This window comes from Alkalibacillus sp. S2W (assembly GCF_046764385.1).
GTDB lineage: Bacteria > Bacillota > Bacilli > Bacillales > Alkalibacillaceae > Alkalibacillus > Alkalibacillus almallahensis.
This window is the reverse complement of record NZ_CP177234.1, coordinates 2,413,044-2,438,695: the sequence shown is the minus strand read 5'-3', so window position 1 is coordinate 2,438,695 and position 25,652 is coordinate 2,413,044. Positions and strand designations below refer to the sequence as shown.

General features: G+C 39.9%; 24 protein-coding genes. 18 read left to right on the top strand and 6 right to left on the bottom strand.

Features of this window, described 5'->3' with window-relative positions:
* Positions 1-69: 69 nt before the first annotated feature.
* The 9 genes from ACKXGF_RS12640 (at position 70) to ACKXGF_RS12600 (ending at position 8,307) form a co-directional block, all read left to right on the top strand.
* Positions 70-459 carry a MerR family transcriptional regulator gene (locus ACKXGF_RS12640; protein ID WP_411954066.1) on the top strand — a complete coding sequence of 130 codons (390 nt, stop codon included), beginning with the start codon at positions 70-72 and terminating at the stop codon, positions 457-459.
* Complete coding sequence (locus ACKXGF_RS12635) at positions 456-1,970, top strand: class I adenylate-forming enzyme family protein (RefSeq protein WP_411954065.1); 1,515 nt, start codon at positions 456-458, stop codon at positions 1,968-1,970. Before ACKXGF_RS12640 ends, ACKXGF_RS12635 begins: the two co-directional genes overlap by 4 nt.
* Positions 1,967-3,613 carry an acyl-CoA dehydrogenase family protein gene (locus ACKXGF_RS12630; protein WP_411954064.1) on the top strand — a complete coding sequence of 549 codons (1,647 nt, stop codon included), beginning with the start codon at positions 1,967-1,969 and terminating at the stop codon, positions 3,611-3,613. The genes ACKXGF_RS12635 and ACKXGF_RS12630 overlap by 4 nt, the downstream gene beginning before the upstream one ends.
* Positions 3,614-3,954: 341 nt before the next feature.
* The gene (locus ACKXGF_RS12625; RefSeq protein ID WP_411954063.1) at positions 3,955-4,956 is read left to right on the top strand and encodes a rod shape-determining protein; all 1,002 of its coding nucleotides are present in this window, start codon (positions 3,955-3,957) and stop codon (positions 4,954-4,956) included.
* Between the two features lie 33 nt (positions 4,957-4,989).
* Positions 4,990-5,811 (top strand): flagellar hook-basal body protein, encoded by an 822-nt coding sequence (locus ACKXGF_RS12620; protein WP_411954062.1) that lies wholly within the window; start codon positions 4,990-4,992, stop codon positions 5,809-5,811.
* Between the two features lie 27 nt (positions 5,812-5,838).
* Positions 5,839-6,663, top strand: a complete 825-nt coding sequence (locus ACKXGF_RS12615) for a flagellar hook-basal body protein (protein ID WP_411954061.1) — start codon at positions 5,839-5,841, stop codon at positions 6,661-6,663.
* Between the two features lie 21 nt (positions 6,664-6,684).
* A complete protein-coding gene (locus tag ACKXGF_RS12610; protein WP_411954060.1) occupies positions 6,685-7,068 on the top strand; it encodes a DNA-directed RNA polymerase subunit beta in 384 nt (127 codons plus the stop codon).
* 12 nt (positions 7,069-7,080) lie between these two features.
* Positions 7,081-7,521 (top strand): 3-hydroxyacyl-ACP dehydratase FabZ, encoded by a 441-nt coding sequence (gene fabZ / locus ACKXGF_RS12605; protein WP_306977819.1) that lies wholly within the window; start codon positions 7,081-7,083, stop codon positions 7,519-7,521.
* A 492-nt stretch (positions 7,522-8,013) separates the two neighbouring features.
* Positions 8,014-8,307 carry a hypothetical protein gene (locus ACKXGF_RS12600; protein ID WP_411954059.1) on the top strand — a complete coding sequence of 98 codons (294 nt, stop codon included), beginning with the start codon at positions 8,014-8,016 and terminating at the stop codon, positions 8,305-8,307.
* A 44-nt stretch (positions 8,308-8,351) separates the two neighbouring features.
* On the opposite strand, the gene ACKXGF_RS12595 is transcribed toward ACKXGF_RS12600, so the two are convergent.
* Positions 8,352-8,537 carry a YjfB family protein gene (locus ACKXGF_RS12595; RefSeq protein WP_411954058.1) on the bottom strand — a complete coding sequence of 62 codons (186 nt, stop codon included), beginning with the start codon at positions 8,535-8,537 and terminating at the stop codon, positions 8,352-8,354.
* 204 nt (positions 8,538-8,741) lie between these two features.
* Here ACKXGF_RS12595 and ACKXGF_RS12590 point away from each other — a divergent pair, with 204 nt between their 5' ends.
* From ACKXGF_RS12590 to wecB, 5 genes are all read left to right on the top strand, one after another.
* Complete coding sequence (locus ACKXGF_RS12590; RefSeq protein ID WP_411954057.1) at positions 8,742-9,227, top strand: competence protein ComK; 486 nt, start codon at positions 8,742-8,744, stop codon at positions 9,225-9,227.
* A 228-nt stretch (positions 9,228-9,455) separates the two neighbouring features.
* Entirely contained in the window at positions 9,456-10,286 is an 831-nt protein-coding gene (locus ACKXGF_RS12585) for a TetR/AcrR family transcriptional regulator (protein ID WP_411954056.1), read from the top strand.
* Between the two features lie 11 nt (positions 10,287-10,297).
* Entirely contained in the window at positions 10,298-11,167 is an 870-nt protein-coding gene (locus ACKXGF_RS12580) for an HlyD family efflux transporter periplasmic adaptor subunit (RefSeq protein ID WP_411954055.1), read from the top strand.
* Between the two features lie 3 nt (positions 11,168-11,170).
* A complete protein-coding gene (locus tag ACKXGF_RS12575; RefSeq protein ID WP_411954054.1) occupies positions 11,171-14,245 on the top strand; it encodes an efflux RND transporter permease subunit in 3,075 nt (1,024 codons plus the stop codon).
* A 945-nt stretch (positions 14,246-15,190) separates the two neighbouring features.
* On the top strand, positions 15,191-16,306 hold the full coding sequence (gene wecB / locus ACKXGF_RS12570; protein ID WP_411954053.1) for a non-hydrolyzing UDP-N-acetylglucosamine 2-epimerase: 1,116 nt from the start codon (positions 15,191-15,193) through the stop codon (positions 16,304-16,306).
* A gap of 50 nt (positions 16,307-16,356) precedes the next feature.
* Here wecB and ACKXGF_RS12565 read toward each other — a convergent pair whose 3' ends face one another.
* Entirely contained in the window at positions 16,357-17,403 is a 1,047-nt protein-coding gene (locus ACKXGF_RS12565) for an LCP family protein (RefSeq protein ID WP_411954052.1), read from the bottom strand.
* Positions 17,404-17,668: 265 nt separating this feature from the next.
* Here ACKXGF_RS12565 and ACKXGF_RS12560 point away from each other — a divergent pair, with 265 nt between their 5' ends.
* Positions 17,669-18,445, top strand: coding sequence for an LCP family protein (locus ACKXGF_RS12560; RefSeq protein WP_411954051.1), 777 nt, complete (start codon positions 17,669-17,671; stop codon positions 18,443-18,445).
* A 41-nt stretch (positions 18,446-18,486) separates the two neighbouring features.
* Here the strand turns inward: ACKXGF_RS12560 and istB are convergent, their stop codons facing one another.
* Positions 18,487-19,212 carry an IS21-like element helper ATPase IstB gene (gene istB, locus ACKXGF_RS12555; protein ID WP_411953787.1) on the bottom strand — a complete coding sequence of 242 codons (726 nt, stop codon included), beginning with the start codon at positions 19,210-19,212 and terminating at the stop codon, positions 18,487-18,489.
* Complete coding sequence (gene istA / locus ACKXGF_RS12550) at positions 19,209-20,711, bottom strand: IS21 family transposase (RefSeq protein ID WP_411953786.1); 1,503 nt, start codon at positions 20,709-20,711, stop codon at positions 19,209-19,211. Before istA ends, istB begins: the two co-directional genes overlap by 4 nt.
* 95 nt (positions 20,712-20,806) lie before the next feature.
* On the opposite strand from istA, the gene ACKXGF_RS12545 reads away from it, so the two are divergent.
* The gene (locus ACKXGF_RS12545) at positions 20,807-20,998 is read left to right on the top strand and encodes a hypothetical protein (protein WP_411954050.1); all 192 of its coding nucleotides are present in this window, start codon (positions 20,807-20,809) and stop codon (positions 20,996-20,998) included.
* A gap of 81 nt (positions 20,999-21,079) precedes the next feature.
* The gene (locus tag ACKXGF_RS12540; protein ID WP_411954049.1) at positions 21,080-22,183 is read left to right on the top strand and encodes a CDP-glycerol glycerophosphotransferase family protein; all 1,104 of its coding nucleotides are present in this window, start codon (positions 21,080-21,082) and stop codon (positions 22,181-22,183) included.
* 97 nt (positions 22,184-22,280) lie between these two features.
* On the opposite strand, the gene ACKXGF_RS12535 is transcribed toward ACKXGF_RS12540, so the two are convergent.
* Positions 22,281-23,375: a CDP-glycerol glycerophosphotransferase family protein gene (locus ACKXGF_RS12535; protein WP_411954048.1), complete on the bottom strand. Its 1,095-nt coding sequence runs from the start codon at positions 23,373-23,375 to the stop codon at positions 22,281-22,283.
* A 128-nt stretch (positions 23,376-23,503) separates the two neighbouring features.
* The gene (gene tagD, locus ACKXGF_RS12530; protein ID WP_411954047.1) at positions 23,504-23,893 is read right to left on the bottom strand and encodes a glycerol-3-phosphate cytidylyltransferase; all 390 of its coding nucleotides are present in this window, start codon (positions 23,891-23,893) and stop codon (positions 23,504-23,506) included.
* 217 nt (positions 23,894-24,110) lie between these two features.
* Between tagD and ACKXGF_RS12525 the strand changes: the two genes are divergently transcribed.
* Entirely contained in the window at positions 24,111-25,472 is a 1,362-nt protein-coding gene (locus ACKXGF_RS12525; protein WP_411954046.1) for a glycosyltransferase family 2 protein, read from the top strand.
* Positions 25,473-25,652: the final 180 nt, after the last annotated feature.

The window sequence follows — 25,652 nt, the reverse complement described above, 5'->3', positions numbered from 1 at the left end:
GAACTTCACGTTAACGTCAATGTTAAACTTTAAATATAAGAATATTTTGAAAATAAAAGGAGGGTGAATATGACTCGCTATTCGATCTCGGAGCTCGCTAACTATTTTAATGTCACAACTAGAACGATTCGCTATTATGAGGAAATCGGTCTACTGAAACCTGAACGGAATGCCAGTGGCTACCGTCAATTTACGAAAAAGGAAGTCACCCAGCTACAGCTCATTTTTCGCGGTAAAAAATATGGCTTCAATCTAGACGAAATCAAAGAAATGGTGCTTTTATTCGATGAAGATCCGACGGGACGTGAACAGTTAAGGCGCACGATCGAATATGGCGAGGGAAAGATTAGCGAAGTCGACCAACGCATTCATGAACTGCAATCGATGAAAGGTGAAATGGAATCCTTAATGCAAGTGTTTTACGACGAATTAAATCAATTGGAGGAGGACGAATCATGAATCTATCTGAATTATTGGCGTATCAAGCACGTAAATTTCCGGAGCACGAGGCAATAGTTGCGCAAAAGACTCGTTTTTCTTATGCACAATGGGATGATTCGGTGAACGCCATCGCGAACAAATTAACACAATTAGGGTTTCAACCAGGTGAGAAATTAATGATTCACATGCCGAATGTTCCTGAATTTATGATGTTATATATCGCGGTTGTCCGTTTAAAAGGTATAGTCATTCCGATCAATGCTAAACTGACTCAGCCCGAAATGCAGTATATTATTGACCATAGTGAAGCGACGTACTTTGCGACGCATGAATTATTGTTTGATGAAGCAAAAGGTCTTGCGGATGACAATTCGTTAACGTGGATTAAAACGGGGGATGCGCAAGATCAATGGCTTAGTTTTGCCGAATTATTAGAAGGCGACCCAACGCCAGTAACCTGTGATGCAACGGAAGATAATCAGGCATCGATCTTATACACTTCAGGTACCACAGGGAATCCAAAAGGGGTTGTGTTTACACATCGTAGCATTTTAACAGTCGCGACGATGATTTGTATCGAAATGCCGATGAATAAAGACAGTCGCGTACTTCACATGATGCCACTCAGTCACTCAGCACCTCTGCATTTGTTTATGGCAGCTGGTTTATATGTCGGGGCAACGCATGTCTTAGCGCCGACGTTTACGCCAGACTTACTCCTGCAAATGGTATCACAAGAGAAGGTGACCCATTTCTTCGGTGCGCCAGTCGCTTATCTGATGACAGCGAAACATCCAGACGTGAATCAATACGATTTATCCTCGATGGAATACTGGGTCTACGGCGGAGCGCCCCTTGGAGCAAATGAAGTACGTTTTGTGCAAGAAGCATTCAATACCAACCGGCTCATGTGTGTCTATGGCTTAACTGAAGCGGGCCCGAATGGCACATTATTATTACCTGAAGAACATGATGAGAAAGCCGGAAGTATTGGATCGCGCGCAGCGTTAAATTGCGAGATTCGTTTAGGTGATGAAAATGGTCAAGACGTTCAGAAAGGTGATCCAGGGGAGATTATTTTGCGCGGAGAAGGAACGATGCAAGCCTATTATAAAGCACCTGAGAAAACAGCTGAAACGCTCGTTGATGGCTGGCTTTATACAGGTGATGTTGGAATGCAGGATGAGGAAGGCTATTTCTGGGTGATTGACCGTAAGAAAGACGTGATTATATCAGGTGGCGTGAACGTATTCCCAACCGAAGTTGAAAAAGTGATTATGCAGCATCCGAATGTTGATGATGTCGCAGTAATCGGTGTTCCTCATGCTGAATGGGGTGAAAAGGTGAAAGCATTTGTCGTGACGACGGAGGAGGATCCAGCGATCGAAACGAGTCTAACCGAATTTCTCCAAGATCAACTCGCAAGCTATAAAATTCCAAAACTCTATCAAGTTGTCGAAGCAGTGCCTCGAAATGCGACAGGCAAATTACTCCGAAAACAATTACGCGAGGAGGTTTCGACATCATGACCCAACCGAATTTCTACCAAGACGACCCTGTAATACAATCGATTTTACGCGAACAACTACCAGAAAACCTGTATCAATACGCAGATCAAGCGTTAACAGAATTCGGCGAGCGTGTGGCGACCGATATTGACGAACGTGCAGCGCATACCGACCGAACGGGTCAGCCCCAATTAATTAAGTACGATAAATGGGGGAATGACGTTAGCCGGATCTGGGTGAATGAGGGCTATCGTCAAACCGTAGATGAAACTTATCGAACAGGAATCGTCGGCTACGTGCATAAATCGATCCCGGAACTGGGTCAACCAGGAAATTACGCATATTCCTTTGCACAAGGCTACTTGTTATCACAAGCCGAACCTGGGTTTTATTGTCCAGTTACCTTGACCCAAGCGACGGCATATTTACTTGATCATTACGCAGATGGCCATGTCCGCGAACGTTTTTTACCGCATGTGCTTGCAACTGGTGATACAGAACTTTACGAAGGAGCGACTTTATTAACTGAACGTCAAGGAGGTTCTGATGTTGGGGCCAATGTCGTTGAAGCGGTTCAAGAAGGCGATTATTACCGAATTACCGGTGAAAAATATTTCGCTAGTAACGCGGGCATGTGTGGTGTGGCCATGGTGCTCGCCCGAATCGAAGGCGCTGAATCTGGGACGAAGGGATTAAGTTTGTTTTGCGTACCTTGGGAAGAAAATCGTGAAGCGGGCAGGCTGTCTGTGCGCCGCTTAAAAGACAAACTCGGCGTTCGCGCTGTTCCATCAGCGGAAGTGGAATTCGACGGGGCGACGGCTCATCTAGTAGGAGACGCTTCACAAGGTTTCAAATACATGATGGAAGCTCTTAATCTATCACGCGTTTGTAATACGGTAGCATCACTCGGCATCATGCGCCGGGCTTACCGTGAAGCGCGGGGTTACGCGTTTACTAGAGGAGCGTTTGGCGAACGGCTTGTGGATTATCCGATGGTTCAAGAAACGCTCGTGAATATGTCAGTAAAATGGGAAGTCGAGATGCGTGCGTCATTCGAAATGATCCAATTATTCGACCAAGTGATGCCAAAAGGATCTGAGCCGAGTGAACATGATCAAGCCATGCTCCGCCTGTATATCGCTTTATTGAAAAAAGAAACGGCTGACCAATCGATTGCTTTTGCTCATGAAGCGATTGAGATGCATGGCGGAAACGGCTATATAGAAGACTTTGTCACACCAAGATTACTGCGCGATGCCCAAGTGTTAACCGTTTGGGAAGGGACAGCCAATATTTTAGGCTTAGAAGTCTTGCGTTTAATGAAAAAATATCGTGTGCACGAGACATTTTTAAGAGAAATGACTGAACGTTTAGCTGCTATGACAGGTGAGGTCGTAGAGATTGCCGAGCCTGTCGTCAATGCAGTAGAGCAACTTCAAGCAAAACTCGGAACGCTGGCAGAGAGAGATGAATCCCTGATGTTTAAATATCCGAAGCAAATAGCAGACGATATGACGCGGATTTATGAAGCAGTGGTCGCGCTTGAAGCAGCGGATGATGCGCGTAGCATAGCTGTTGCAGAAACTTATGTGCATAACACGTTCCATCCTGAAGACGTGACGGATCTGCATTTACGTCATTTTGAGACGATTGTTGGCGAATAATCGAGTGGAGTTGAATGGGTGGATACGGCGAATCTCGACTAAGATACTGCGAAACACCTCTGCGATACGGCGCTAGATTGTCAACATAGGGCGCTTTCTCGTTTGATACGGCTAAAGCACTACTCGATACGGCGCAACATCCTCTTCATACGGCGAACCACTTCAATCATAACAAGAGCACTTGCTACGGCAGGTGCTCTTATTTTTATCATAGTAGTAAATTGTCACAATGATACGAAAAAGGGCATGACATGATAGGAAAATAGTGATAAAATGATAGAATAGAAGTATTGTATATAAAACGTGAATATATAGGATAAAAGCAGGGGGAGCGAGGTTACATGTTTGCAAGAGATATCGGGATTGACTTAGGAACGGCGAACGTATTGATTCATGTTAAAGGTAAAGGAATTGTGTTAGACGAGCCATCTGTTGTTGCAATGGATAAAAACACGGGCAAAGTCTTAGAAGTCGGCGATGAAGCGCGAAAAATGGTCGGTCGTACACCAGGAAATATTGAAGCGATTCGTCCACTTAAAGATGGTGTGATCGCTGATTTTGACGTAACTGAAGCGATGTTACGCCATTTTATCGAAAAGATTAATGTACGTGGCATGTTCTCGAAACCGCGCATTTTAGTATGCTGCCCAACAAACATAACGAAAGTCGAACAAAAAGCGATCAAAGAAGCGGCTGAGAAATCAGGCGGTAAGAAGATTTACTTAGAAGAAGAACCGAAAGTTGCAGCAGTAGGCTCTGGTATGGATATTTTCCAACCAAGCGGAAACATGGTCGTCGATATCGGTGGCGGTACGACGGATGTTGCAGTCCTCAGTATGGGTGATATTGTCACTTCGCAGTCGATTAAGATGGCTGGTGACACATTTGACCATGAGATTTTACAGTATATTAAACGTAAATATAAACTATTAATCGGTGACCGGACAGCTGAAGATATTAAGATCAACGTCGGCACGGTTTTCCCAGGTAATCGTAATGAGTCCTTAGACATTCGTGGACGTGATTTAGTTTCAGGTTTACCGAGAACAATCACGGTACATTCTGAAGAAATCGAAGAGGCATTACGAGAGTCAGTTTCTATGATCGTTCAAGCAACGAAAACCGTACTCGAAACAACACCACCAGAATTGTCAGCTGATATTATTGACCGTGGTGTCATTATTACAGGTGGCGGTGCCCTTACAGATGGCATTGACCAGTTATTAGCAGAAGAATTGAAAGTTCCTGTTTTTGCTGCGGAAGAACCAATGAACTGTGTCGCGCAAGGAACAGGCATTATGCTTGAGAATATTGATAAGTTACCGAAAGACAAAATTGTTTAATCTTAATCAAGATTTTCTTAGAGGAGGAACACCATGCTAAGAGGGTTTAATGCAGCCGGAGCTGGTATGATGGCTCATCAACGTCATCAAGATTCACTAAGTAATAATATGTCAAACGCCTTAACACCTGGTTTCAAACAAGACCGTTCAACATTTCGAGCGTTCCCAGAAATGTTAATCCAAAATGTAGAATCTCGTGATGTTCCGACTGAAAATGGCTTACAACTTCCGTTTCAAAATACAGTTGGTACGATTAACTCTGGCGTTTATATGCAAGAAGACGTCCCACTACAGACGCAAGGTGATATCCGTCAGACAGGTCTATCAACGGATTTGGCGATTCAAAATGGTGATATGCCAGATGAAAACGGGTCAGTCTTTTTTGAAGTTCAAAACGAAGAAGGTGAAGTGCGTCATACTCGGAATGGCAATTTCACTGTTGATGGCGAAGGCTTCTTGACAACGAACCAAGGTCATTATGTCTTAGATGAAGATGGTGATACCATTCAAACGGGAACGGATCAATTCGAGGTAACAGAAGATGGTGAAGTGATTTCACCGTTTGATAACACGTTAATTGGTATGGCTTATCATGAAAATACGAATGATTTTGTGAAAGAAGGCGACAATCTTTTTGCGAATGAAGGGGATGTAGCAACTGTGGACGCTCGTGCTGCTGATGGTGTTGGCTTTCAAATTCAACAAAGTCATTTAGAAGAATCGAATGTGGATGAGCAACAAGTGATGGCAGATATGACACGCGCTCACCGCATGTTTGATATGAACCAACAAGTCGTGAAGACATTTGACACAAGTATGGAATTAGCAGCGAACCAAATCGGTCGTCTACGCTAATCGCCAGTAGAGGAGGCGCTTTTTACCATGCGTAATATGTATAATGCAGCATCGACAATGAATCAGCTGCAACAACGAATGGACTTAACCTCGAATAATTTGGCCAACATGGATAATACGGGGTACAAAGCACGCCAAGCTGAATTTTCATCACTCTTACATAACCAAGTTGACAATATTGCGGGACACGATGCTGATTCACCACGTTTAACACCAGATGGCATACGTGTTGGTTCTGGTGCAGGTCTAGGCAATATTAATATGAACATGGATTCAAGTTCTGCTCAAGAAACTGGACGAGCACTAGACGTTGCCATTCAAAACGATAACCGCTTTTTCGTTGTTAATGGACCGGGTGAAGAAGGCGGGGTAGAAGAACGCTTTACGCGTGCGGGTAATTTTTATTTGTCTGAACAAGAAAACGGTGATATGATGTTAACGACAAATGCAGGTTACCCTGCGAATGGTGAAGATGGCGCCGTCGTTCTCGATGGTGGTTTTGATGATGTTTCAATTAATGAAAATGGCGAAGTTGAAGTCACACGTGATGGTGATACAGCAGTAGAAGACACGATTGAAGTGGTCGATATTGCGAACTCACGTGTCTTAGAACCTGTTGATGAGAACTCCTTTTCCATTAATGAAGCAGAACTTGGCCAACCGATTGAAGATGTCGTCGCAGGTGTCGCACCAGATGAGGCGAACTTGATGACCCGTTCTTTAGAATCATCGAATGTCAACATGGGTCAGGAAATGACGCAAATGCTTGAAGCGCAGCGAGCTTATCAATTTAACGCCAAATCATTGACGATTGGTGATCAAATGATGAGTTCGATTAGTAATATGAGATAGAGTGAGAATTGAGGTAGGCTTATGGCTTCAGAAGAAAAAGATCAACAACAGTCCAGGCAAATCAAAGGGACTAAAAAGTATAATCCTAAACCTAAACAAACGAATGAAGATCATCATGCGAAAGAAGAACAAACGGCTAAAACAGACGATCAATCGAATAATCAAGAAAAATCACAGCGCAAAGCAGCCAAAGAAGAAAAAAAGAAAAACAAGAAGAAACGTAAAGGTCGCATACGTTACTTACCTGTTTGGGCCCGCTTTTTACTCGTGATTATCTTAGCGATTGTTGCTGCCATTTTAGGTCTAGTAGTAGGTTACGGTGTTGTTGGTGAAGGTGATGACCCGAGTAACGTATTAGAGCCAGATTTATGGCAAAACATGTATGATTACATTCGTGGTAAGTAAGAGGAGGCCATTATGTTAGATATCGAACAAATTAAACGTATTCTCCCACATCGTTATCCTTTTTTATTAGTCGATCAAGTGACTGAATTGTCTGAGGGTGAACGAGCTGTCGGGTATAAAAATGTGACTGCAAACGAGCCATTTTTCCAAGGGCATTTCCCGAATTACATGGTCATGCCAGGTGTGTTAGTCGTTGAAGCGTTAGCTCAAGTTGGTGCTGTGGCGATTTTAAATCTTGAGCAGAACCAAGGTAAACTCGGTATGTTTACAGGCATCGACAAATGCCGTTTCAAGCGCCAAGTTAAACCTGGTGATACGCTGAAATTGGAAGTTGACCTTGTGAAATTAAAAGGCCCAGTCGGAAAAGGAAAAGCTGTCGCATCAGTTGACGGTGAAGTCGCATGTGAAGCGGAAATTATGTTTGCGATTGTCGATCCTGAAGAGGAATCGTGATTCTAGAAACTGGCAAAAAAGAAACAGAGGGTTGAGAAAACAAGAAGCATAGATCAATCATTTTTGTTGAGCAATAACATAGCGGAATCAAAATGCGTAGACTCCTGGTCGATTAAAATCGGTAACGTCCTGTGACCAACATCGACATTAGACCATCCAGGTCGTCATGGGATTTAAGGCAAAGGTGAGACCCCACAGAGGCGCACAGGATGTGGGTCATTTCGGCGTTCGGACAGGACGTCCGGTACTTAGCCGAAATTCCTTTGCCCGACGAGGAGGCTCACCAGCCGCCCACGGAAAGCGTGGCATTTTGATGGAGCGGTGAAATTAATTGAACCCGAACGAAGTCAAAGAATGATTTCGTTCGATTTTTTGTATATATACCTAGTTTTGACTAGGCTTTTTATTAATTCAACAAAAACCCTATACTTTATAAATAATTTCCTATTATTCACACATACTACCCGTAAAATGTTTATGGGAGGTTTATGTATGGAAAAACAATGGAAGTTATTATTGGTTTGTTTCATGTCGATTTTTCTATTTACAGCGTGTGGAGAGTCAGAAGATGAACAAAATGGTGGAACAGATGCACCTGAAGAAGAGTCAGACATGCAGCAAGAAGGCGAAAATGATGACGAGAATAAAGATCAAAATAAACAAGAAGGTGAAAATGGTAACGGCAATGGCAGTGGAAACGGAAATGGTGAGGAGAACCAAAATGGTGGACAAGATGAATCTGACCAGATGCAAGATGAGATGGATGGAGAAGACGAAGAAGAATAAAACGAAAAGGTCCGAAGCGCTCGCTTCGGACCTTTTCTGCTTCATTAACCTTTTAAGTCAATATTCTGACCTAAATTAGGGTGAGAAGGGACTTGGCTTGACTCAACCAGCTTATTGAAAGCCTCACCTTGTTGTTCCATCTGGTCTTTCACTTTACCAGCCAATCCAACGTTAAATTGTTGCTTAGCTTGCATCGTACTCATCGCAATTGATGCTCCAGCTACATCCATAAACTCACCTCACATTCCTTATTTATAATATCGGATCATCTGTAAAAAACTTAAAGTCGACAAAGTAATTGTTTTATTTTGATAACTTTTGTCGAAAAGATGCTTTTTTAATTTTGTTATATTAATATAAAGTCATATTGACTAATTGTTATCGTTTTATTGTTTATTGCGTCGAAAAAATAAACCTTGAAGGGAAATAGCACGATGGATTATATCAAAAAAAAGAAGCAATACACCATTAACGAAAGTACTATGGTAATAAAGCATTTCACGGATTCGGTTTACAAAAGTAGGATTTATGAACGTGAAACCGAATATTTGTGCCAACAAACACCCGAGGAAATCCTAAATGAATCGTGCAAGCGCAAAGGTATAACAACCTATGATGGACGTAAAAAAGCGGTAGCAGATGTGCTTCAAAGAAAGACCCGACTTCCAATTCCCATTGAAATCAATAGTCACAGCATTTTTATGCCAACCACTATGAAGCAACGAGATCGATGCGATTGGTTTTCATACCAATACGCCCTCGACATCAAACCTAGCGCAAAAGGTGATTTTTTCAAAACAATCGTCTTAACAAATCGCAAAGAAGTCGATTTAGAAATCACATTTTCAACTTATCACAAACAAATGCAGTATGCTGGAGGATTAATCGGATATTTCAACAAAAAAGATGATATAAGTTAAACCAATAGTTATGCTACAACATAAACGAAAACGATAACAAGGAACGCGATGGATTGCAGAGCAGTCGTCGCGTTTTATTTATGAAAGCTTTTATTTATATGAGCAATCTTCCGTCCTCTACTCTAATTGTCATCATCTATTCAAGACTTTAGTCTTGTTTCCACACCATGTATTTGGTAAAGTGAAGGAGTGACTGACTGGTCATTCTATAGTAAAAGGGATGATAGCATGCAAGAAAAGAAGCGGATGATTATTGAAGCGAGTATTGATTTATTCGCGGAACGTGGCTTTCATGAGACGTCTGTTCAGCAGATTGTTGATGAGGCTCATGTCGCGAAAGGCTCATTTTATAACTATTTCACATCCAAAAATGATTTATTACGTGCGATTTATGATTATTATTATACGCAAATTGAGGAAGCTATGGCTGAGGAAACAAGGCAAGCTTCGAATGCAACAGATTCTTTTACATACCAATTGGACGTTGTGTTTCACTTTTTGCTGAATCATAAGGCGTTGATCCAAATGGTCCTGAAAGAACAAGTTCCAATTGACCGAGATATGGAATGGTTCATGACAGAGGTGAAGCAACAACATTATTACTGGCTCGAACAAAATATTCAAGCCATTCAAGGTGAAGCCATTAAACCATATTTATACGATGTTGTTGTCATGACGGACGGATTAATTCATAGTTATATGAATTGGTTACTCATTGATGAAGACGCGATTGATCTTAATCAACTCCCGCACTATTTGACGAAACGGATTTATAAAATTTGCCAAGATGTCATTAGTGAAGGGGAGCCAACACCGATCAAGCAGACACCGCAGTTTTTAACTGACGAATCGCTACTGGTCGCAACGGTTCGGCAATACATTTTAAACCTTGATCCAAAAGACCGGCCCGAAGCGTCACGTGTTTTAACAGCGATCGAAAATGAACTAAACAAACCAGAACCAGAATCAGTCGTCATTGATTCGCTATTGATCAACTTAGAACAATACGACGCGATTCGTGATGATATTCAAGAACTACGAGACAAACGAAAGGGATAGAGGTGTTCAATATGAAAAAATGGATGATTATGCTCGTCGTCGCAGCTCTAATGGTGTTAGCGGCATGTAGTGGCGAAAGCCAAGATGAAGAAGAAAATGTTGAAACAGAAACGCCAGTTGAAACTGTGGCGGTGAAACAGGAAAATTTCACAGAAACCCGCTCATTCTCAGCTCGCATCATGCTGAATGACCAATCACCCGTGATGGCGCAAGCTGCTGGTGAAGTAGAAGAAGTCATGGCAGAGCGCGGGGAAACAGTAGAAGAAGATGATGTGTTATTAGAATACCAAACACAACGCGGATTACTGGAGTTAGTAGCACCAATGGATGGTTTACTGACGAATTTTAATTATGCAGAAGGTGACATGTTAACAACAGAAGAACCTGCAGGAATGGTCATTGACCGTGACCCGATGGTTTTCCAATTCCAGGTCACGCAATCAAACCGCGACCTTTTCTCTGAAGGCGACACGGTAACCTATGACGTATCACAAGCTGATGCCACAGGTGAAGCAGAAATCACATATGTAGCAAGTAGCACAAGTGATAACGGCATGTTTAATGTTGAAGCAGAGGCTGACCAACCTGATGACACGATTCCATCTGGTTTAACTGGCCAAATTCAACTCGATCATGTCGTTGCGGAAAATGCTTTAATTGTACCGACTGAAGCGGTGATTGAACGCAGTGGCCAATCATTTGTCTTTATCATGGAAGATGGGCAAGCAAAAGAAGTTAACGTTTCGATTATTCAAAAACAATCCGCCGAAACAGCGATTGAAGTAGAAGATGAACAACTCGCAGCAGACGATGCGGTCATTTCAAGTGGTCATTTAACGATTGAAGATGGCTCGAATGTTCGTGTCGTTGAGGAGGAATAACGTATGCGATTAGTGAATACATCGATTAAACGACCAGTCGGCGTCATTATGATCGTCTTGGCGATTTTAGCGATGGGCTTTATTTCATTCCGGAGTTTACCCGTTGACCTTTACCCGGATATTGAATTACCAATCGCCGTGGTCGCGACATCATATGACGATGCGGCTCCTCAAGAAGTAGAAGAACTTGTAACGAAACCAGTGGAAGACTCTGTCGGCACGATTGAAGGGGTTGAAACTTTACAAGCTCAATCACAAAAAGGATCATCTATGGTCATGATTCAATTCTCGATGGATACCGACTTGGACCAGGCAATGCTAGATGTTCGTGAGTCGGTCGACCAAGTACGTGGATTCTTACCAGACGGAGCGAATGACCCAAGCGTGCTTCGTTTTGACCCACAACAAATGCCTGTTATGTGGGTAGGTCTAACAGGATCTGACCAAGCGACTCTCAATGAATTAGCTGAAAATGAAGTGGAACCCCTCTTAAGCCGTCAATCTGGCGTTGGTTCTGTCAACATTGAAGGCGGTCAGTCAGAAGAAGTGCAAGTCGTCCTAGATGACGCTCGACTCAGTCAGTTTGGTTTAACGACACAAGATGTGATGCAAAGTGTGCAAGGAGCCAATCAGTCAGCCTCACTTGGCGTCGTCGACCGAGGCACGCAAGAATTACAGTTACGAATGCCAGGTGATTATGGATCAATCGAAGAAATCCGTGAAACCTTGATTCAAACAGGCGAAGGCGACTTTCTACAACTATCCGATGTCGCTACTGTTGAACGAACCACGACGGATCAAAACCAACGTACGCTCGTGAATGGTGATCAAGCTGTCGTGACAAGTATTTTAAAACAGACAGATGCGAATACGGTTTCCGTTTCGGATGAAGTTAGAGCATCATTAGATGATGTGCGAACAAATTTACCTGAAGCAGTCGATGTCAGCGTCGTTTTCGACACAGCTGACTTCATTCGCCAGTCGATTGACTCCGTTTTCCAAAATATTATCATCGGGGCAGCGTTTGCGGTTATGATTCTCTTATTATTCTTGAAGAGTTTTCGTGCGACGCTCGTTATTGGTTTATCGATTCCAATTGCGGTAATTACTGCCTTCTCACTCATGTACTTCTCCGGTGAAACGGTGAACATCTTGACGATGGGTGGACTCGCGCTCGGAATTGGTATGATGGTCGACTCCTCGATTGTCATATTGGAGCATATTTACACCTACAGGGAGAGGGGCTACCCGATTAAGGAAGCGGCCCGGCTCGGTGCATCGGAAATTGCACCTGCCGTTGTGGCTTCAACGACCACGACTTTAGTGGTGTTCTTACCGATTGTGTTCGTTGAAGGAATTGCATCTGAAATATTTACGCCACTCGCCTTAACGGTAGCTTTTGCGCTCATTGCGTCACTCGCAGCTTCCGTGACCTTGATCCCAATGCTCTCGTCTAAATTACTGACGAAAGCCGTCGATCAAGGTGGGCGTCGTTACTGGTTTGATCGTTTCTTAGATGGTGTTGCAAACATTTATCAAAAAGCGTTACGTAGAGTGCTACGCTTCCGTAAGACGACGATTTTTGGAACACTCGCGATTATTATTGGAAGTTTACTACTCATACCACAACTTGGCGCGGCCTTTATTCCTGAAGCCGACCAAGGCCAAATTGAGATTTCAGTAGAAACACCAAGTGGCACGAACTTTGACACAACCAATGAAGTAGTTGATCGTGTAAATAACGTAATAGACCAAGATCAAGACGTGATTGAGTCCAACTTCGTCACGGTTGGTGGCGGTGGTGGCGCTGCTGGTGGTATGGGCATGGGAGGCTCGAATAATACAGCTTCCTACATGGTCCAATTAATCCCATCAGGTGAACGCGACCGGACAACACAACAAGTGATGCAAGACTGGAATGACGCAACAGAAGACATTGCAGGTGCTGATATTACTGTTAGCGCGATGGGCGCTAGCATTAGTGGAGGCAATCCTGTTCAAATTCAAATCACGGGCGATGACTATGATACGCTACAACAACTAGGCGATCAGTTCGTGAATATCATGTCAGATGTAGACGGTGTTCACAACCCAACCACATCTGCTGAAGAAAGTCGTCCGGAGATGCAAATCACGCTAAATGAAAATGTTGCGAGTGAATATGGTCTGACGCAACAACAAGTCATGGGTCAACTTCAATCAGAAATGATGGGCCAAGTCGCGACTCAATATAGAAATGATGGCGAAGAATTAGATGTTCGCATCATGACACCTGAAGAAAGTCGTGATTCGATTGAAGACATTCGAAATATGTCGCTTCAAGCACCAACTGGAGCACAATTAACGCTTCAAGACATTGCCGAACTAGAACAAGTCCAAGGCCCAACGACGTTAACGCGTCAAAATCAAGAACGCCAAATTAACGTCACAAGTGATGTGATCGACCGTGACTTAGGTAGCGTAACAAGTGATATTGAAGCAAAACTTTCAAATCTTGAAATGCCAGATGGTTATGACTATTCCATGGGTGGTGAAGCGCAAGATATGCAAGACGCATTTGGCGATTTAGCCGTAGCGCTCATCTTCTCGATTTTCTTAGTTTACGCCGTCATGGCTGTGCAGTTCGAGAACTTCTTACATCCATTTACGATCATGTTCTCATTACCTGCGACAGTCGTCGGTATTATCGGTGGACTATTTATTACTGGTTTACCGTTTAGTATCCCAGCCTTTATCGGGGTCATTATGCTCGCCGGTATTGTCGTGAACAATGCGATCGTGCTGGTCGACTATATTAATATATTACGAGAGAAAGGTGTAGAGCGATTTGAAGCGATACTCGAAGCCGGTGCCAACCGTCTTCGTCCGATCCTAATGACGACATTGACGACCGTGCTCGGTATGATCCCGCTCTCAATCGGACTCGGCCAAGGTGCAGAAGCCCAACAACCACTCGCTGTGGTCATTATCTTCGGTCTAACCGTTTCGATGCTCTTTACACTACTCTTGATTCCAGTCGTCTACACGTTGTTTGATGACTTATCGGCTAAGTTTACGAAGCGTCGTAAAGAAAAATAAAAAGATCTGCGTATGAGCGCAAGTAGTTCAGTTTTTGGGTACAAAAAAGCAATTTGTACCCTTCACTGGGCTATTTTTTATGTGAAAAATAAGGAGTTAATTGGAATATTTATGGTAAAATAAATAAAAAGGATAGTTTTAAATTTACGGTGTGCCAGAGCTGAAGAGGAGATGAGAAGTTATAGTTATTCAGACTAGAACCAAGAGAAAGCTTATAAAAGTAGTAATAGTTTTAATGATGTTGTTCTTATTCCTATTTATTGTCATGGTCATTTCAACCCCTTCAGAAAGTAAATTCGAGGAATGGGTTTTTGATCATTACGGTTATAAATGTGATGAATACGGAGTATGTCAAAAAGACAATACTGAAGTGCTAGTTATGAGTCAACACTATAGAAATGCAGGTATATTTATGTCTGTTGAAAGAAGCATTGAAATTCCAGGTCATAAAGATGGAGAGACAGAAACAATTAGAGCATTTGGGATTTTTAACAATATCTATACTGTGAAAAACAATTGGTTCTGGAACATAGTCAATTAATATATTGTAAAATTTAACCTGTGAAGAAATACACTTCAAATTTATAGTTATAGAAGGTTCGCGAGTGGAGTTTCATACTTTATTTAAACCAGTCCGACCATTCAAAGTAATGACGAAATAGATCAGTGTTCGTCATCGTGAAATACAAGATGAAGATGAAGACACCGAAGAGTATGTAGATCATACAGCCTGTGGTAAGTGCTTTTTTGCTCTGTATTAGAGTCACTCCTTGTAAGTTAAAGCTACAATGATATGAGAAATTTGTCTAGACTAGATTAATTTTTAATAACATTTAGTATAATGATGATAGAAGCGTTAAAGACATTGATTATATGGTCGTGAATATTAACCATATCAAACCCATTAAGAGTTATTATTGGTGGGGGCAAACTGGAGTGAACAACATGGAACGAAAAATTAAAGTAATGACAGTATTCGGCACTAGGCCAGAAGCCATTAAAATGGCTCCACTAGTCCTTGAACTTAACAAACGTAGCGAGCAGTTTGAAACAATCGTAACCGTCACAGCTCAACACCGTGAAATGCTCGATCAAGTATTGTCGATTTTCGATATCGAACCTGACTATGACCTTAATATTATGAAAGCAAAACAAACATTAGCTCAAGTGACGAATCGTGCATTGGAAGGTCTAGATCAAGTGATTAAAGAAGCCGAGCCTGATATTGTCCTTGTCCATGGTGATACGACCACGACTTTTGCGGCCTCTTTAGCAGCCTACTATAACCAGACAGCTGTGGGGCATGTTGAAGCGGGTCTGCGCACATGGAATAAACATTCACCATTTCCGGAAGAAATGAATCGCCAACTAACAGGTGTCATGGCTGATATGCATTTTGCGCCAACCGACCAAGCAAAAACCAATCTACTAAATGAAAATAAAGACGAAGATTCAATTGTGGTAACTGGAAATACGGCGATCGATGCATTACAAACGACTGTCGGTCACAATTACAGCAGTCCAATACTAGATGAGGTAGGTGATAAAAGGTTAGTGTTGGTCACCGCTCATCGTCGTGAGAATTTAGGTCAGAATATGGAACAAATGTTTCGCGCAATCAAACGAATGGTTGAAACGCATGACGATCTGCATGTTGTTTATCCTGTTCACCTAAATCCAGTCGTTCAACAGACAGCGAACGCGATTTTAGGTGACGATGATCGCATTAACTTAATCGAACCACTTGGCGTGATTGACTTTCATAATTTCGCAGCCAAATCGCATCTTATTTTAACTGATTCGGGTGGCGTGCAAGAAGAAGCTCCTTCTCTTGGGGTGCCAGTCCTTGTATTGCGCGACACGACTGAACGACCAGAAGGCGTGGCAGCAGGCACATTAAAACTAGCTGGTACTAATGAAGATGACATTGTACAATTAGCTAATGAATTATTGTCGGAGGATTCGAAACATGCTGAAATGGCTAAGGCGTCGAACCCTTATGGAGATGGAACGGCTTCTCAACAAATCGCAAATGCTATTGTCGATTACTTTAAAACTTAATGGCCAACATAACTCATAGAAAAAGCAGCCATATTATATGGCTGCTTTTTCTATGAGGCTTCATCGTCGTGAATTTCCTCATCATCTTCTTTTTGAACCGTTTCGACATTGTCATCTACCTGACCTAAGAAGTCGTTCAATTCTTGAGTGTTTTCAGCAAAATCAACTTCTAATGCTAAACCAGCATGACTATAGCGTTCATTAGTATAACTGCCTTCAACAGGAATTCTTAGCGTTTCGATTTCACCAGGTGTGTTTCGAAGGTAACTCGTCATGGTCGAAATCATTTGTCCCGTTTCCATGTTTGTATCAACATATGGTTCAAGCGTTCCGACAGCACGTGGCAAGTTCGAAACCCCTGTAAATGACATTAGTTGATCTTTTATAGCAGTCATAACTTGTTGTTGACGACGTACCCGACCAAAATCATTTTCACTATCTGCACGGAAACGCGCGTACTCTAATACTTCATCTCCAGTTAAGTCATGGACGCCTTCCTGTAAATCAATATCAACTAGGCCATCGCCACTTTCATAATTCATATCTTTTTCTACGTCTAGAGTTAAACCGTCAGGCGCAATCGTATTAACAATGCCTTCAAATCCATCAAAGTTAACCATGGCGTAATAATCAATATCGACATCAAAGTTTTCTTTAATTGTTTTTCGCAGGAGTTCAGGTCCGCCTAGCTGGAATGCAGCGTTAATTTTATTATTCTGATAACCTGGAATTTCAACGTACATATCGCGCATAATCGAAACTAACTTTGCTGATTCATCTTCTGCATCGTATTGTCCAATCATAATGGTATCAGTGTTATTAGATCTTTCCCCACTTGAATCTTTACCAATTAATAAAACGTTAGTGATAGATTCATCTGTGTTAACGCCTTGGAATTCTTCTTTATACCGTTCACTTTGCTCTTCGTTTTGAGAGTCATCCATTTTGTCTTCAGCCGCTTGTTTACCAGCCTGGTACTCGTAGTAAGTATATGCAGTTCCGCCAATTACGGCAATCGCAATCACCGCGAAAAATATCAATAGCCGACGCATTAGGCGTTTACGCCGTCTTTCTTTTCTTTCTTGTATTCGTGCCATTTTTTAACCCATCCTATTATATATTATTCTCTCTATTATTAGACGTCGAATCCGACTAAAAAGTGACGCCTTTTTATAAAATTCTACCTTATAAATTATACTGATTTTCACAGCATTTGTACATGAATATATAAAAAAACAAATGGAAATATTTATTTTACTTCTACAAGTGTACCATAGTATAATATAAGCTTAGGAATATTTTATTTCATGCAACAATAAGGTACAATAAGTTTACAGGTTAATAACTGAAAGGAATTTGTTTATGGAAACCCGTAAAGAAAGACGAGAACAAAAACAAGGTAAAAGAAGTAAAAAGAAAATAATTTGGACCATTGTGATCCTATTATTGTTAGGGATCATTGGTTATGGTGTTTATCTGTACATGAAGCTAGATGATACTGTCGATACGATGTACACGCCATTAGAATCCGATACGGAGAAAAAGGAAGAAGTACAAACACGATTAGAAGACAAAGATACAGTCAATGTTTTATTACTTGGAGTGGACGAACGTGAGAACGATGTCGGACGTTCTGATACGATGATACTATTATCATTAAATCCTGATACTGAAGAAATGTTAATGTTTAATATCCCACGTGATACGCGAGTGAGTATTCCAGGAAACGGTGAAGATAAAATCAATCACGCCTATGCCTTTGGTGGTTCAGAATTAGCCGTACAAACGGCAGAGAATTTCTTGGACACAACAGTACATTTTTACGCACGAATTAATATGGAAGGCTTAAAAGACGGGGTGGATGCTATTGGTGGAGTAACCGTTAATAACGATCAAGCGTTTAGTCATGGCGGCCACGATTTCCCAACAGGTGAAATTACTTTAAATGGTGAAGAAGCCTTAATTTACTCGCGTATGCGTAAACAAGATCCTCGTGGTGATTTAGGTCGTAATACAAGACAACAACAAATCATTAATCAATTGATTAATGAGGCGATGTCCTTTGAATCATTTACAAGAGTAGACAATATACTAGGTGCAGTTGGTTCCAATTGTATTTTGCAAGAGAAAAATACATAGTTTTGCAATCAAAAATACATAAGATTGCCAGCCCTTTTTCGCTATTCTTGATTAGATAGTGCGTGCTTCACTCTAAAGCTATCTCCAGTGAAGTTTAGTACATGCGCATGGTGGATCACGCGATCCACTAAGGCAGCTGTTAAACGTGAATCTGAAAATATCCGGTTCCATTGACTAAATTCTAAATTGGACGTGATCATTAAGCTTTTTTGTTCATACCACTCAGAGATGAGTTGAAATAACAGCTCTGCTCCTTCTTTTCCGAATGGAATGTATCCCATTTCATCTAATACGATTAAATCAACCGTTTTAAACTTGTTCCTAAAGTTTCGTAATTTTCCGTCTTGCCACGCTCTATCTAATTGATCAACGAGATCTGAAACACGGAAGAATCGGACCTCAAAACCATTTCGACAAGCCTCCCGGCCTAACGCTGTTGCTAGATGGGTTTTACCTGTTCCTGGTGCTCCTGTTAAGATGACATTTTCGACGCGTTTGATAAAACTGAGGGAAATCAGTTCATCTTTATCTAATTGTTGAGGAAAATGGATATGGCTTCCCCAATGATAATCATCCAGTTCTTTAACATGTAAGAACTTCGCCTTCTTCATTAAGCGGTCCGCTCTGGCTTCCTCCCTTAAAGCGAATTCCTTTTCAAATAGCTCTTTTAAAAATTGCTCTTTTGTTTCAAATGGTATTGATTCATAAACGTCTGCTACATACGCTAATCTTAGTGACTTGCACATGGCTTTAATATCCCGCGTCATGTTGACTCACCCCTTGGAATGTTTTGATCATAAAGGCTCCAGTCAACATCATATGGATGGTCGTCGTGTTCAGGTTGTAGATCGTTATCTATTAAGTCATAAAATTGATCATTAATTTGTTCCATATCATGTTGGGCCAATTGATGAATCAACCAACGCAGCCTTTCTTTTCTTAAACGATGATCCTCAATCCGGATATATTCAAATATTCGAACCGGCAAGTATGGTTGGTAACGTGAATACTCTATGGCTCTTGGCTTATCCAGCCAAGAGGATAGAATACCTTGCCAAGGAATTTGTCTTCTTTTATGCATATACGGTCTAACATCTTTCATAAGGATCTCTCCGTTAGGAGATGTGACTTTAAATTGATCCCAATAAAGCACTAATCGAACTTGTCCAAAATTATAGCTCTTAGGTACATGTACTTTGACTTGGTCGACCACAATTTCCCCATATTTATTAGCTTTCACCCATTTTTCTTTAAATATCGGATAATCTTGATCAGGAAGATGAAGCATGTGTTGATGTTCATCTTGATAAAGGTCTTCAATTGTTTGTTGTTTTACATAATGTTGGCGTTGGCGATCTTGTGTCAGTTGGTCCTCCAACCAGTCTGTGAGTTGTTCATATGACGTCATGACAGGTGCAGGTGTTGTGAAATTATATCGAATATAACCAACTTTATTTTCGACATGACCTTTTTCATGGCCACTATAGGGATTACAAGCTTGAATCTCACAACCATAATATGCTGAAAATTGATGGAGTTCATGGGTGAATTCAACTTCCTGATGGCGTCCCCTAGGTTTAATAACAGCTGCTTTTAAATTATCAATTCTTAGCACTCTAGGAACGGCTCCCATTTGTTTAAAAATAGTTTCTAGCCCTTTTAAGAAACATTCTTGGTTTTCACTTGGTAACGGAACACAAAAAGTTGCGTTGCTATAAGGTAAACTAAGGGACAAACCATGAACATCGACATATTGACCATCTTTAACAGCTTCTAACAAGCCAAAATCAACTTGCGCTTCACCTGGAGGATGTTGTAACCTTTCGTACCCCTTATCCTTCGTGGAATCATCGTTGATCTTTCCTTCACGCCAGTCTTTAATAAAATGGCAAACGGTACGATATGAGCCTTCAAAGCCAATGGCTTGTAATTGTGCAAAAATAGCTTTATTCGTACGACGCTTTTTGTAAGGTAGTTTATAATCTTCTATAAGCCAATCCGATACGATCTCACCCCATCCTTCTTCATGCATCATGCCTTGTTTGGGTTGCACGTTTTCTTGAGGCACCCAATCCTTATCGGCGTACTTTTTAGCTGTACGCCAATTAATACCAAGCATTTCAGCGATTGAATTGACGGATTTTGATTTTTGATTTCGTAAAACTTTGATACAATTAATTTCAGACATTGCCAGCATTCCTTTCAACCTCCACTGTTTAATTGATTCGACACCAATAACAGTAGTGGTATTTGATTGGGCTGGCAAGTCTTTTTTTTTGATTGCAGTGTTGTGTACTTTTTAGTTGCAAACTTCTGTACTTTTATTTTGCATTACACACCAATGTCCAAACGAATACTGATATGGAAGAAATGCGTCAATTATTCCTTGATTACCGTGGGACAAGAGAAGAAACGATTCAAGTTGAGATTGATGGCACGGGTCAACGTTTATGGTCTCCTAATGCACAACAAAATCTTTACTATTATGTGGTCTCAGATCAAGAACAGAGTCGGATTCAGAATTTATTAGAAGAGCATATGAATGAGCAATAAGTCAGTGGGACTCCGCTGGCTTTTTTCTTAATTATGGAATATCTACCTGTCGATTAGTTAACAATGCTTTTAGGTGATCGCATGAAAACAATCATATATAAGATAGTGAAATGGCTTTGTTCCATGAGGCCGATTAATAAAGGGACAATCCTAATCATTGAATCTTCCTTTCCATCAGGATCAAATACGAGACCACTTGTTCAACCATTGAAACAAAATTATGACGTTGATGTTTACCCATCAGAAGAGATCTTTTTCGATAGACATACAACCACAGACTATATCAAATATATTTCGGCATTATTGAAAATGTCGTCTTACGAAGTAATCATTTCTAGTCATGGCATAAATAAATTAAATCCTAAGCAAACAATGATCGAATTATGGCACGGGATTCCACTTAAGAGCATGATGTATATGGAACATGATTCGCGAATATATGATCCAGAGGGGTTTAATACTGATTATCTGATTACATCATCCAAGCTTGAATCAACATTATTAGCTGCCTGCATGCATATTCCTTTTGCTAATCACCATATTTTAGGGAGCCCTCGTACTGACTATTTACTCCAACAAAAAGACAATAACATAACTGATCAATTTCATGACTTTGATAAAGTGCTGCTATATGTTCCCACTTACCGAACGGGCTATCAGAATCGAGTGGAAGGAGATGGAGCACTAGATCTAATACTGGATGAGCGATTCATTCAATACATCGAAGATCACTCTTATTTACTGGTCGTTAAATTGCACCCACTTGAGGAAAATGAAATTCATACAATAGTTCATACTCCACACATTATGTTTTTAACAAATGAGAAATTACTAGAATCTCATTTGGACTTTTATCAAATACTTTACCAAGCTGATTTGTTAATTACAGATTACTCGAGTATCTATTTTGATTACTTATTAACAAATAATCCAATAGTGTTTATTAACCAGGATTTTAAACAATACAGTGAGGTGAGAGGTTTTCTGCTAGAACCTTATGAACATTGGACACCAGGTGAAAATGTCACGACAACAGCTGAAGTTATACAAGCTATTCAAAGAGCATTTGATCAAGATGATTATGCATCTGAGCGAGAAAGATTGAAAAACATCTTTTTTCATCATCAAGATGGTCGATCGGTACAGAGAGTAGTTAATTTAGTAGAGGAGATAATGAAGAAGTAAAGCGATGGTAGATTTTCTAATAAGTTATTTTATAAGTCTAAAAATAATGAGGTGTTGAAATTTATTCAACACCTCATTTACTTAAATATATTAAATGTCAGCTGTCATTTGAGACAGGCTGATAACTTGGCTCTTCTTGTTCACCAGAAGGAATAAGAGAATCGATTTCATAGATTGAGTTAACAAGCTTTTGAGCTGCGAACCCATCATTATACTTGTTCCAAACATGAGAAAATTCGCGAACTTGAGATAAGTTAAACTGATTGTCTTTAATTAACTGAGCAATATCCTGCGTATCAAACGCAATTGGCCCAGGTACCAGTTTCTCATAGGCTTCCCAAAAACCCCGTTCTCGTCGATAAGATTCAAGATCATAAGGGTGGAAAATCATCGGCTTTTCTAACAACGAGAATTCAAATGGGATTGATGAATAGTCACTAATCAGAATATCTGTAACTAATAATAAATGATTTAAGTCATTGTAATGAGAGACATCAATAACAAAGTCTGAATATTGACCATCATATTGATACTTGACCGCAGGGTGTAACCTCAAGAATAAGACATAATCATCACTTAGTGTTTGATATAAATGATCAAGATCTATTTGAATCTTTGGATCCTTCAATTCTTGTTCTCTGTAAGTTGGCGCATACATGATCACTTGTTTATCGGTAATTTGTGGATATGAAGCTTCTAAATCAGCCTTAATAGATTCTACGTTTTGATCATCAAAAAACAAATCCGTTCTAGGCACGCCTGTCTTAAGCACGACTTCATCGTTAGTGTTAAATGCTTCTTTGAAGATATCTGACATTTCATCTGACCCAACAGTTATATGAGTAAAACGGTTATAGACTGTTTGGAAACGTTCATTGGCTCGATTTGATCGATCTGAAATACTAGGATCACGCATGCCGAATTGTTTAATGGCCCCATTAGCATGCCATAACTGAATGCATTCGACATTACTGTGAAAAGGTGTCCCTGCAAGCATTCCAACATAATTATCAACAAACACGACCTTAGACGTTGCAAGATGATAGATTCCTTTTACAAAACCAATATAAGATTTGCCTAGGTCAAACGGGATAATAGTCGTCTGTTCATCTTCATAGAATTCGCCTCTGCTATTAGGAATTTGTAAAATGACCGTATCCTGATCAGTTTCCTGCCTTACCTTTTGCCACACAAAAAAAATATTATCCCCAAAAGAACTGATAAAAACAGTTTTCTTCTTTTGAGGAATTCGTTTGAATAGGGAAAACCAGAACTTAACATGAAGTAGATAAAGAGAAACGAAAAACTCTCTTAATATCATTATATCTGGTTCAAATCCTCTTTAATTTTTGTTGTGGAAATCCCTTCGGTACGAGGGAGGTAGACAACTTCACAATGGTCTTTTAGAAAATCGAACTCACCTTCCCAGTCATGACCCATGACAAAGGTATCAACATTGTTTGTCACAACATCATCGATTTTTTGTTCCCATTGATTCTCAGGTATAACCTCATCGACATATTCAATTGCTTCTAAAATGACTTTTCGATCTTCGTAAGAATAATAAGCTTGCTTTCCTTTAAGATCGTTAAATTCATCAGTTGAAATTGCAACGATTAAATAATCGCCTAATTCTTTTGCGCGTCTTAATATATTTATATGACCTACATGCAACAAATCAAATGTTCCGTAGGTAATTATTTTTTTCATGGTTGTTCCTCCTTGAATACTCTATTTAAAAGTACTATAGTTTTTTATTGTAAACTCTTATAAAGGAATAATCAATTGTAAAAAAGTAGGAGTTTTGAGAGGGTGTTAGAGTTGGTGATGGTCATTTCGATGGTTGACTGATATAAATCGTTTAATTCTATTATAAAATTGTATAGAATATTTACTAGGTTAAATTTTTTAAAAGTAGGTGAAGTTGATGAAATACTCTATAATCATTCCTGTCTTTAATTCTGAGAATACAATTGAAAGATGCTTAAAAAGTTTAGATAATATCACAACAACTTCTAATATATCTTTTGAAGTTATTATGGTGAACGATGGAAGCACTGATGCAACTTTATCTATTATTGAAAATTTTAAGAACCAGTCGAATGTAAATCTAAATATTAAATCAGTCGATAACGGAGGACCATCTAGAGCTCGAAACATAGGCATAAGTATAGTTAGCGAAGAAGCCGACTTCATATTCTTTATGGACGCAGATGACGAAGTAAGCTCTGATTTATTACTTGAAGCTGATGAATTTTTTGAAAAAAATAATGATTTAAATTTAGCAATGATTAAAGCTTATTATGACGGTGACTTTGAACGTCCACATCGTTTAAATCAAAGATTTGATGATTATGAATCACGTATAGATATTCTTCAGTCTCCTGAGAAAATCCAGTATTATACGTGGGGAGTGTTTATTAGGCATGATTTGTTAAAAGGAGAGGAGGCACTTCGTTTTAATGAATCAATGGATTTTTGGGAGGATGCTCTATTTATAAACCAATTGATTATGAAAGAAGTTCAATACGGTCTTTTGCATAATCCATATTATTTATATCACCGTGATCAGGATTCTTCCTTAATAAAAACTGCTTGGTATAAGCAAAGTCGTTATACACCATTAATAGAGTCGGGGTATTTAGAGTTAATAAGGGTTTCAGAATCGATATTTGGCTATGTTATACCGTATATACAATTTTTAGTAGTTTATCACTATAAACTTTTCGCATTTCAACGGTTTAATAAGATTGCTATGAAAAAATTAAATAAAAATAAACAACGTAAATTCTTGAATAAATCCCATTACTTATTTAAATTTATAGATGATGAACAAATACTAAAATTGGGTACTAAATGGTATATAATAGAGTATTTATTAAAATTAAAACACGGTAATAATGTCGCAAAGAAAATTATACGAAAAAACAGGCCACCAATTGAAGAGGAAGCATTATCTATTAATGAAGTAATGAGAAATGGTCGCTATATAACAATAAAAGGTGAATTTAAAAGTGAACGTTATTCTATCAAAGAAGACGATGAAATATATATAAAACATAGAAAAGGTATAGCTCAAGGAAGTAAGTTTGAAAGTGAGGGCAAGGCTTTAAAGGTATTTGACTTATATGTATATGATAGTAGGTACAATGTCTTTACTATAACCTTTCCTATAACTTTAGCTTATCACTATGCCATTATACATCACGATGTTTACAATGGTTATAAAAATGAATTGGCTTTATTTTCTATAAAAGATTTGATGAATTTGTCAAAAATTCATTCCTAAAAGAGAAATGAGTAATCATGGAATACAAAAAATGATTTTATTTTGACTTGATCACTATTTTTGCTGGTCAACTAGAAATTAGAGGAACACTCAGTGAATTTAAACAAATAGTTCAATACTACGAGTTAAGCATGGCAAAATTAAAGTGGGCTTGCTTTAACAATTACAAATCTATTGACT

Bases quoted from the DNA above. Each gene is read 5' to 3' on its own strand.
- ACKXGF_RS12640 (WP_411954066.1), top strand. From the start codon at position 70: ATGACTCGCTATTCGATCTCGGAGCTCGCTAACTATTTTAATGTCACA.
- ACKXGF_RS12635 (WP_411954065.1), top strand. From the start codon at position 456: ATGAATCTATCTGAATTATTGGCGTATCAAGCACGTAAATTTCCGGAG.
- ACKXGF_RS12630 (WP_411954064.1), top strand. From the start codon at position 1,967: ATGACCCAACCGAATTTCTACCAAGACGACCCTGTAATACAATCGATT.
- ACKXGF_RS12625 (WP_411954063.1), top strand. From the start codon at position 3,955: ATGTTTGCAAGAGATATCGGGATTGACTTAGGAACGGCGAACGTATTG.
- ACKXGF_RS12620 (WP_411954062.1), top strand. From the start codon at position 4,990: ATGCTAAGAGGGTTTAATGCAGCCGGAGCTGGTATGATGGCTCATCAA.
- ACKXGF_RS12615 (WP_411954061.1), top strand. From the start codon at position 5,839: ATGCGTAATATGTATAATGCAGCATCGACAATGAATCAGCTGCAACAA.
- ACKXGF_RS12610 (WP_411954060.1), top strand. From the start codon at position 6,685: ATGGCTTCAGAAGAAAAAGATCAACAACAGTCCAGGCAAATCAAAGGG.
- fabZ (WP_306977819.1), top strand. From the start codon at position 7,081: ATGTTAGATATCGAACAAATTAAACGTATTCTCCCACATCGTTATCCT.
- ACKXGF_RS12600 (WP_411954059.1), top strand. From the start codon at position 8,014: ATGGAAAAACAATGGAAGTTATTATTGGTTTGTTTCATGTCGATTTTT.
- ACKXGF_RS12595 (WP_411954058.1), bottom strand. From the start codon at position 8,537: ATGGATGTAGCTGGAGCATCAATTGCGATGAGTACGATGCAAGCTAAG.
- ACKXGF_RS12590 (WP_411954057.1), top strand. From the start codon at position 8,742: ATGGATTATATCAAAAAAAAGAAGCAATACACCATTAACGAAAGTACT.
- ACKXGF_RS12585 (WP_411954056.1), top strand. From the start codon at position 9,456: ATGCAAGAAAAGAAGCGGATGATTATTGAAGCGAGTATTGATTTATTC.
- ACKXGF_RS12580 (WP_411954055.1), top strand. From the start codon at position 10,298: ATGAAAAAATGGATGATTATGCTCGTCGTCGCAGCTCTAATGGTGTTA.
- ACKXGF_RS12575 (WP_411954054.1), top strand. From the start codon at position 11,171: ATGCGATTAGTGAATACATCGATTAAACGACCAGTCGGCGTCATTATG.
- wecB (WP_411954053.1), top strand. From the start codon at position 15,191: ATGGAACGAAAAATTAAAGTAATGACAGTATTCGGCACTAGGCCAGAA.
- ACKXGF_RS12565 (WP_411954052.1), bottom strand. From the start codon at position 17,403: ATGGCACGAATACAAGAAAGAAAAGAAAGACGGCGTAAACGCCTAATG.
- ACKXGF_RS12560 (WP_411954051.1), top strand. From the start codon at position 17,669: ATGGAAACCCGTAAAGAAAGACGAGAACAAAAACAAGGTAAAAGAAGT.
- istB (WP_411953787.1), bottom strand. From the start codon at position 19,212: ATGACGCGGGATATTAAAGCCATGTGCAAGTCACTAAGATTAGCGTAT.
- ACKXGF_RS12545 (WP_411954050.1), top strand. From the start codon at position 20,807: ATGGAAGAAATGCGTCAATTATTCCTTGATTACCGTGGGACAAGAGAA.
- ACKXGF_RS12540 (WP_411954049.1), top strand. From the start codon at position 21,080: ATGAAAACAATCATATATAAGATAGTGAAATGGCTTTGTTCCATGAGG.
- tagD (WP_411954047.1), bottom strand. From the start codon at position 23,893: ATGAAAAAAATAATTACCTACGGAACATTTGATTTGTTGCATGTAGGT.
- ACKXGF_RS12525 (WP_411954046.1), top strand. From the start codon at position 24,111: ATGAAATACTCTATAATCATTCCTGTCTTTAATTCTGAGAATACAATT.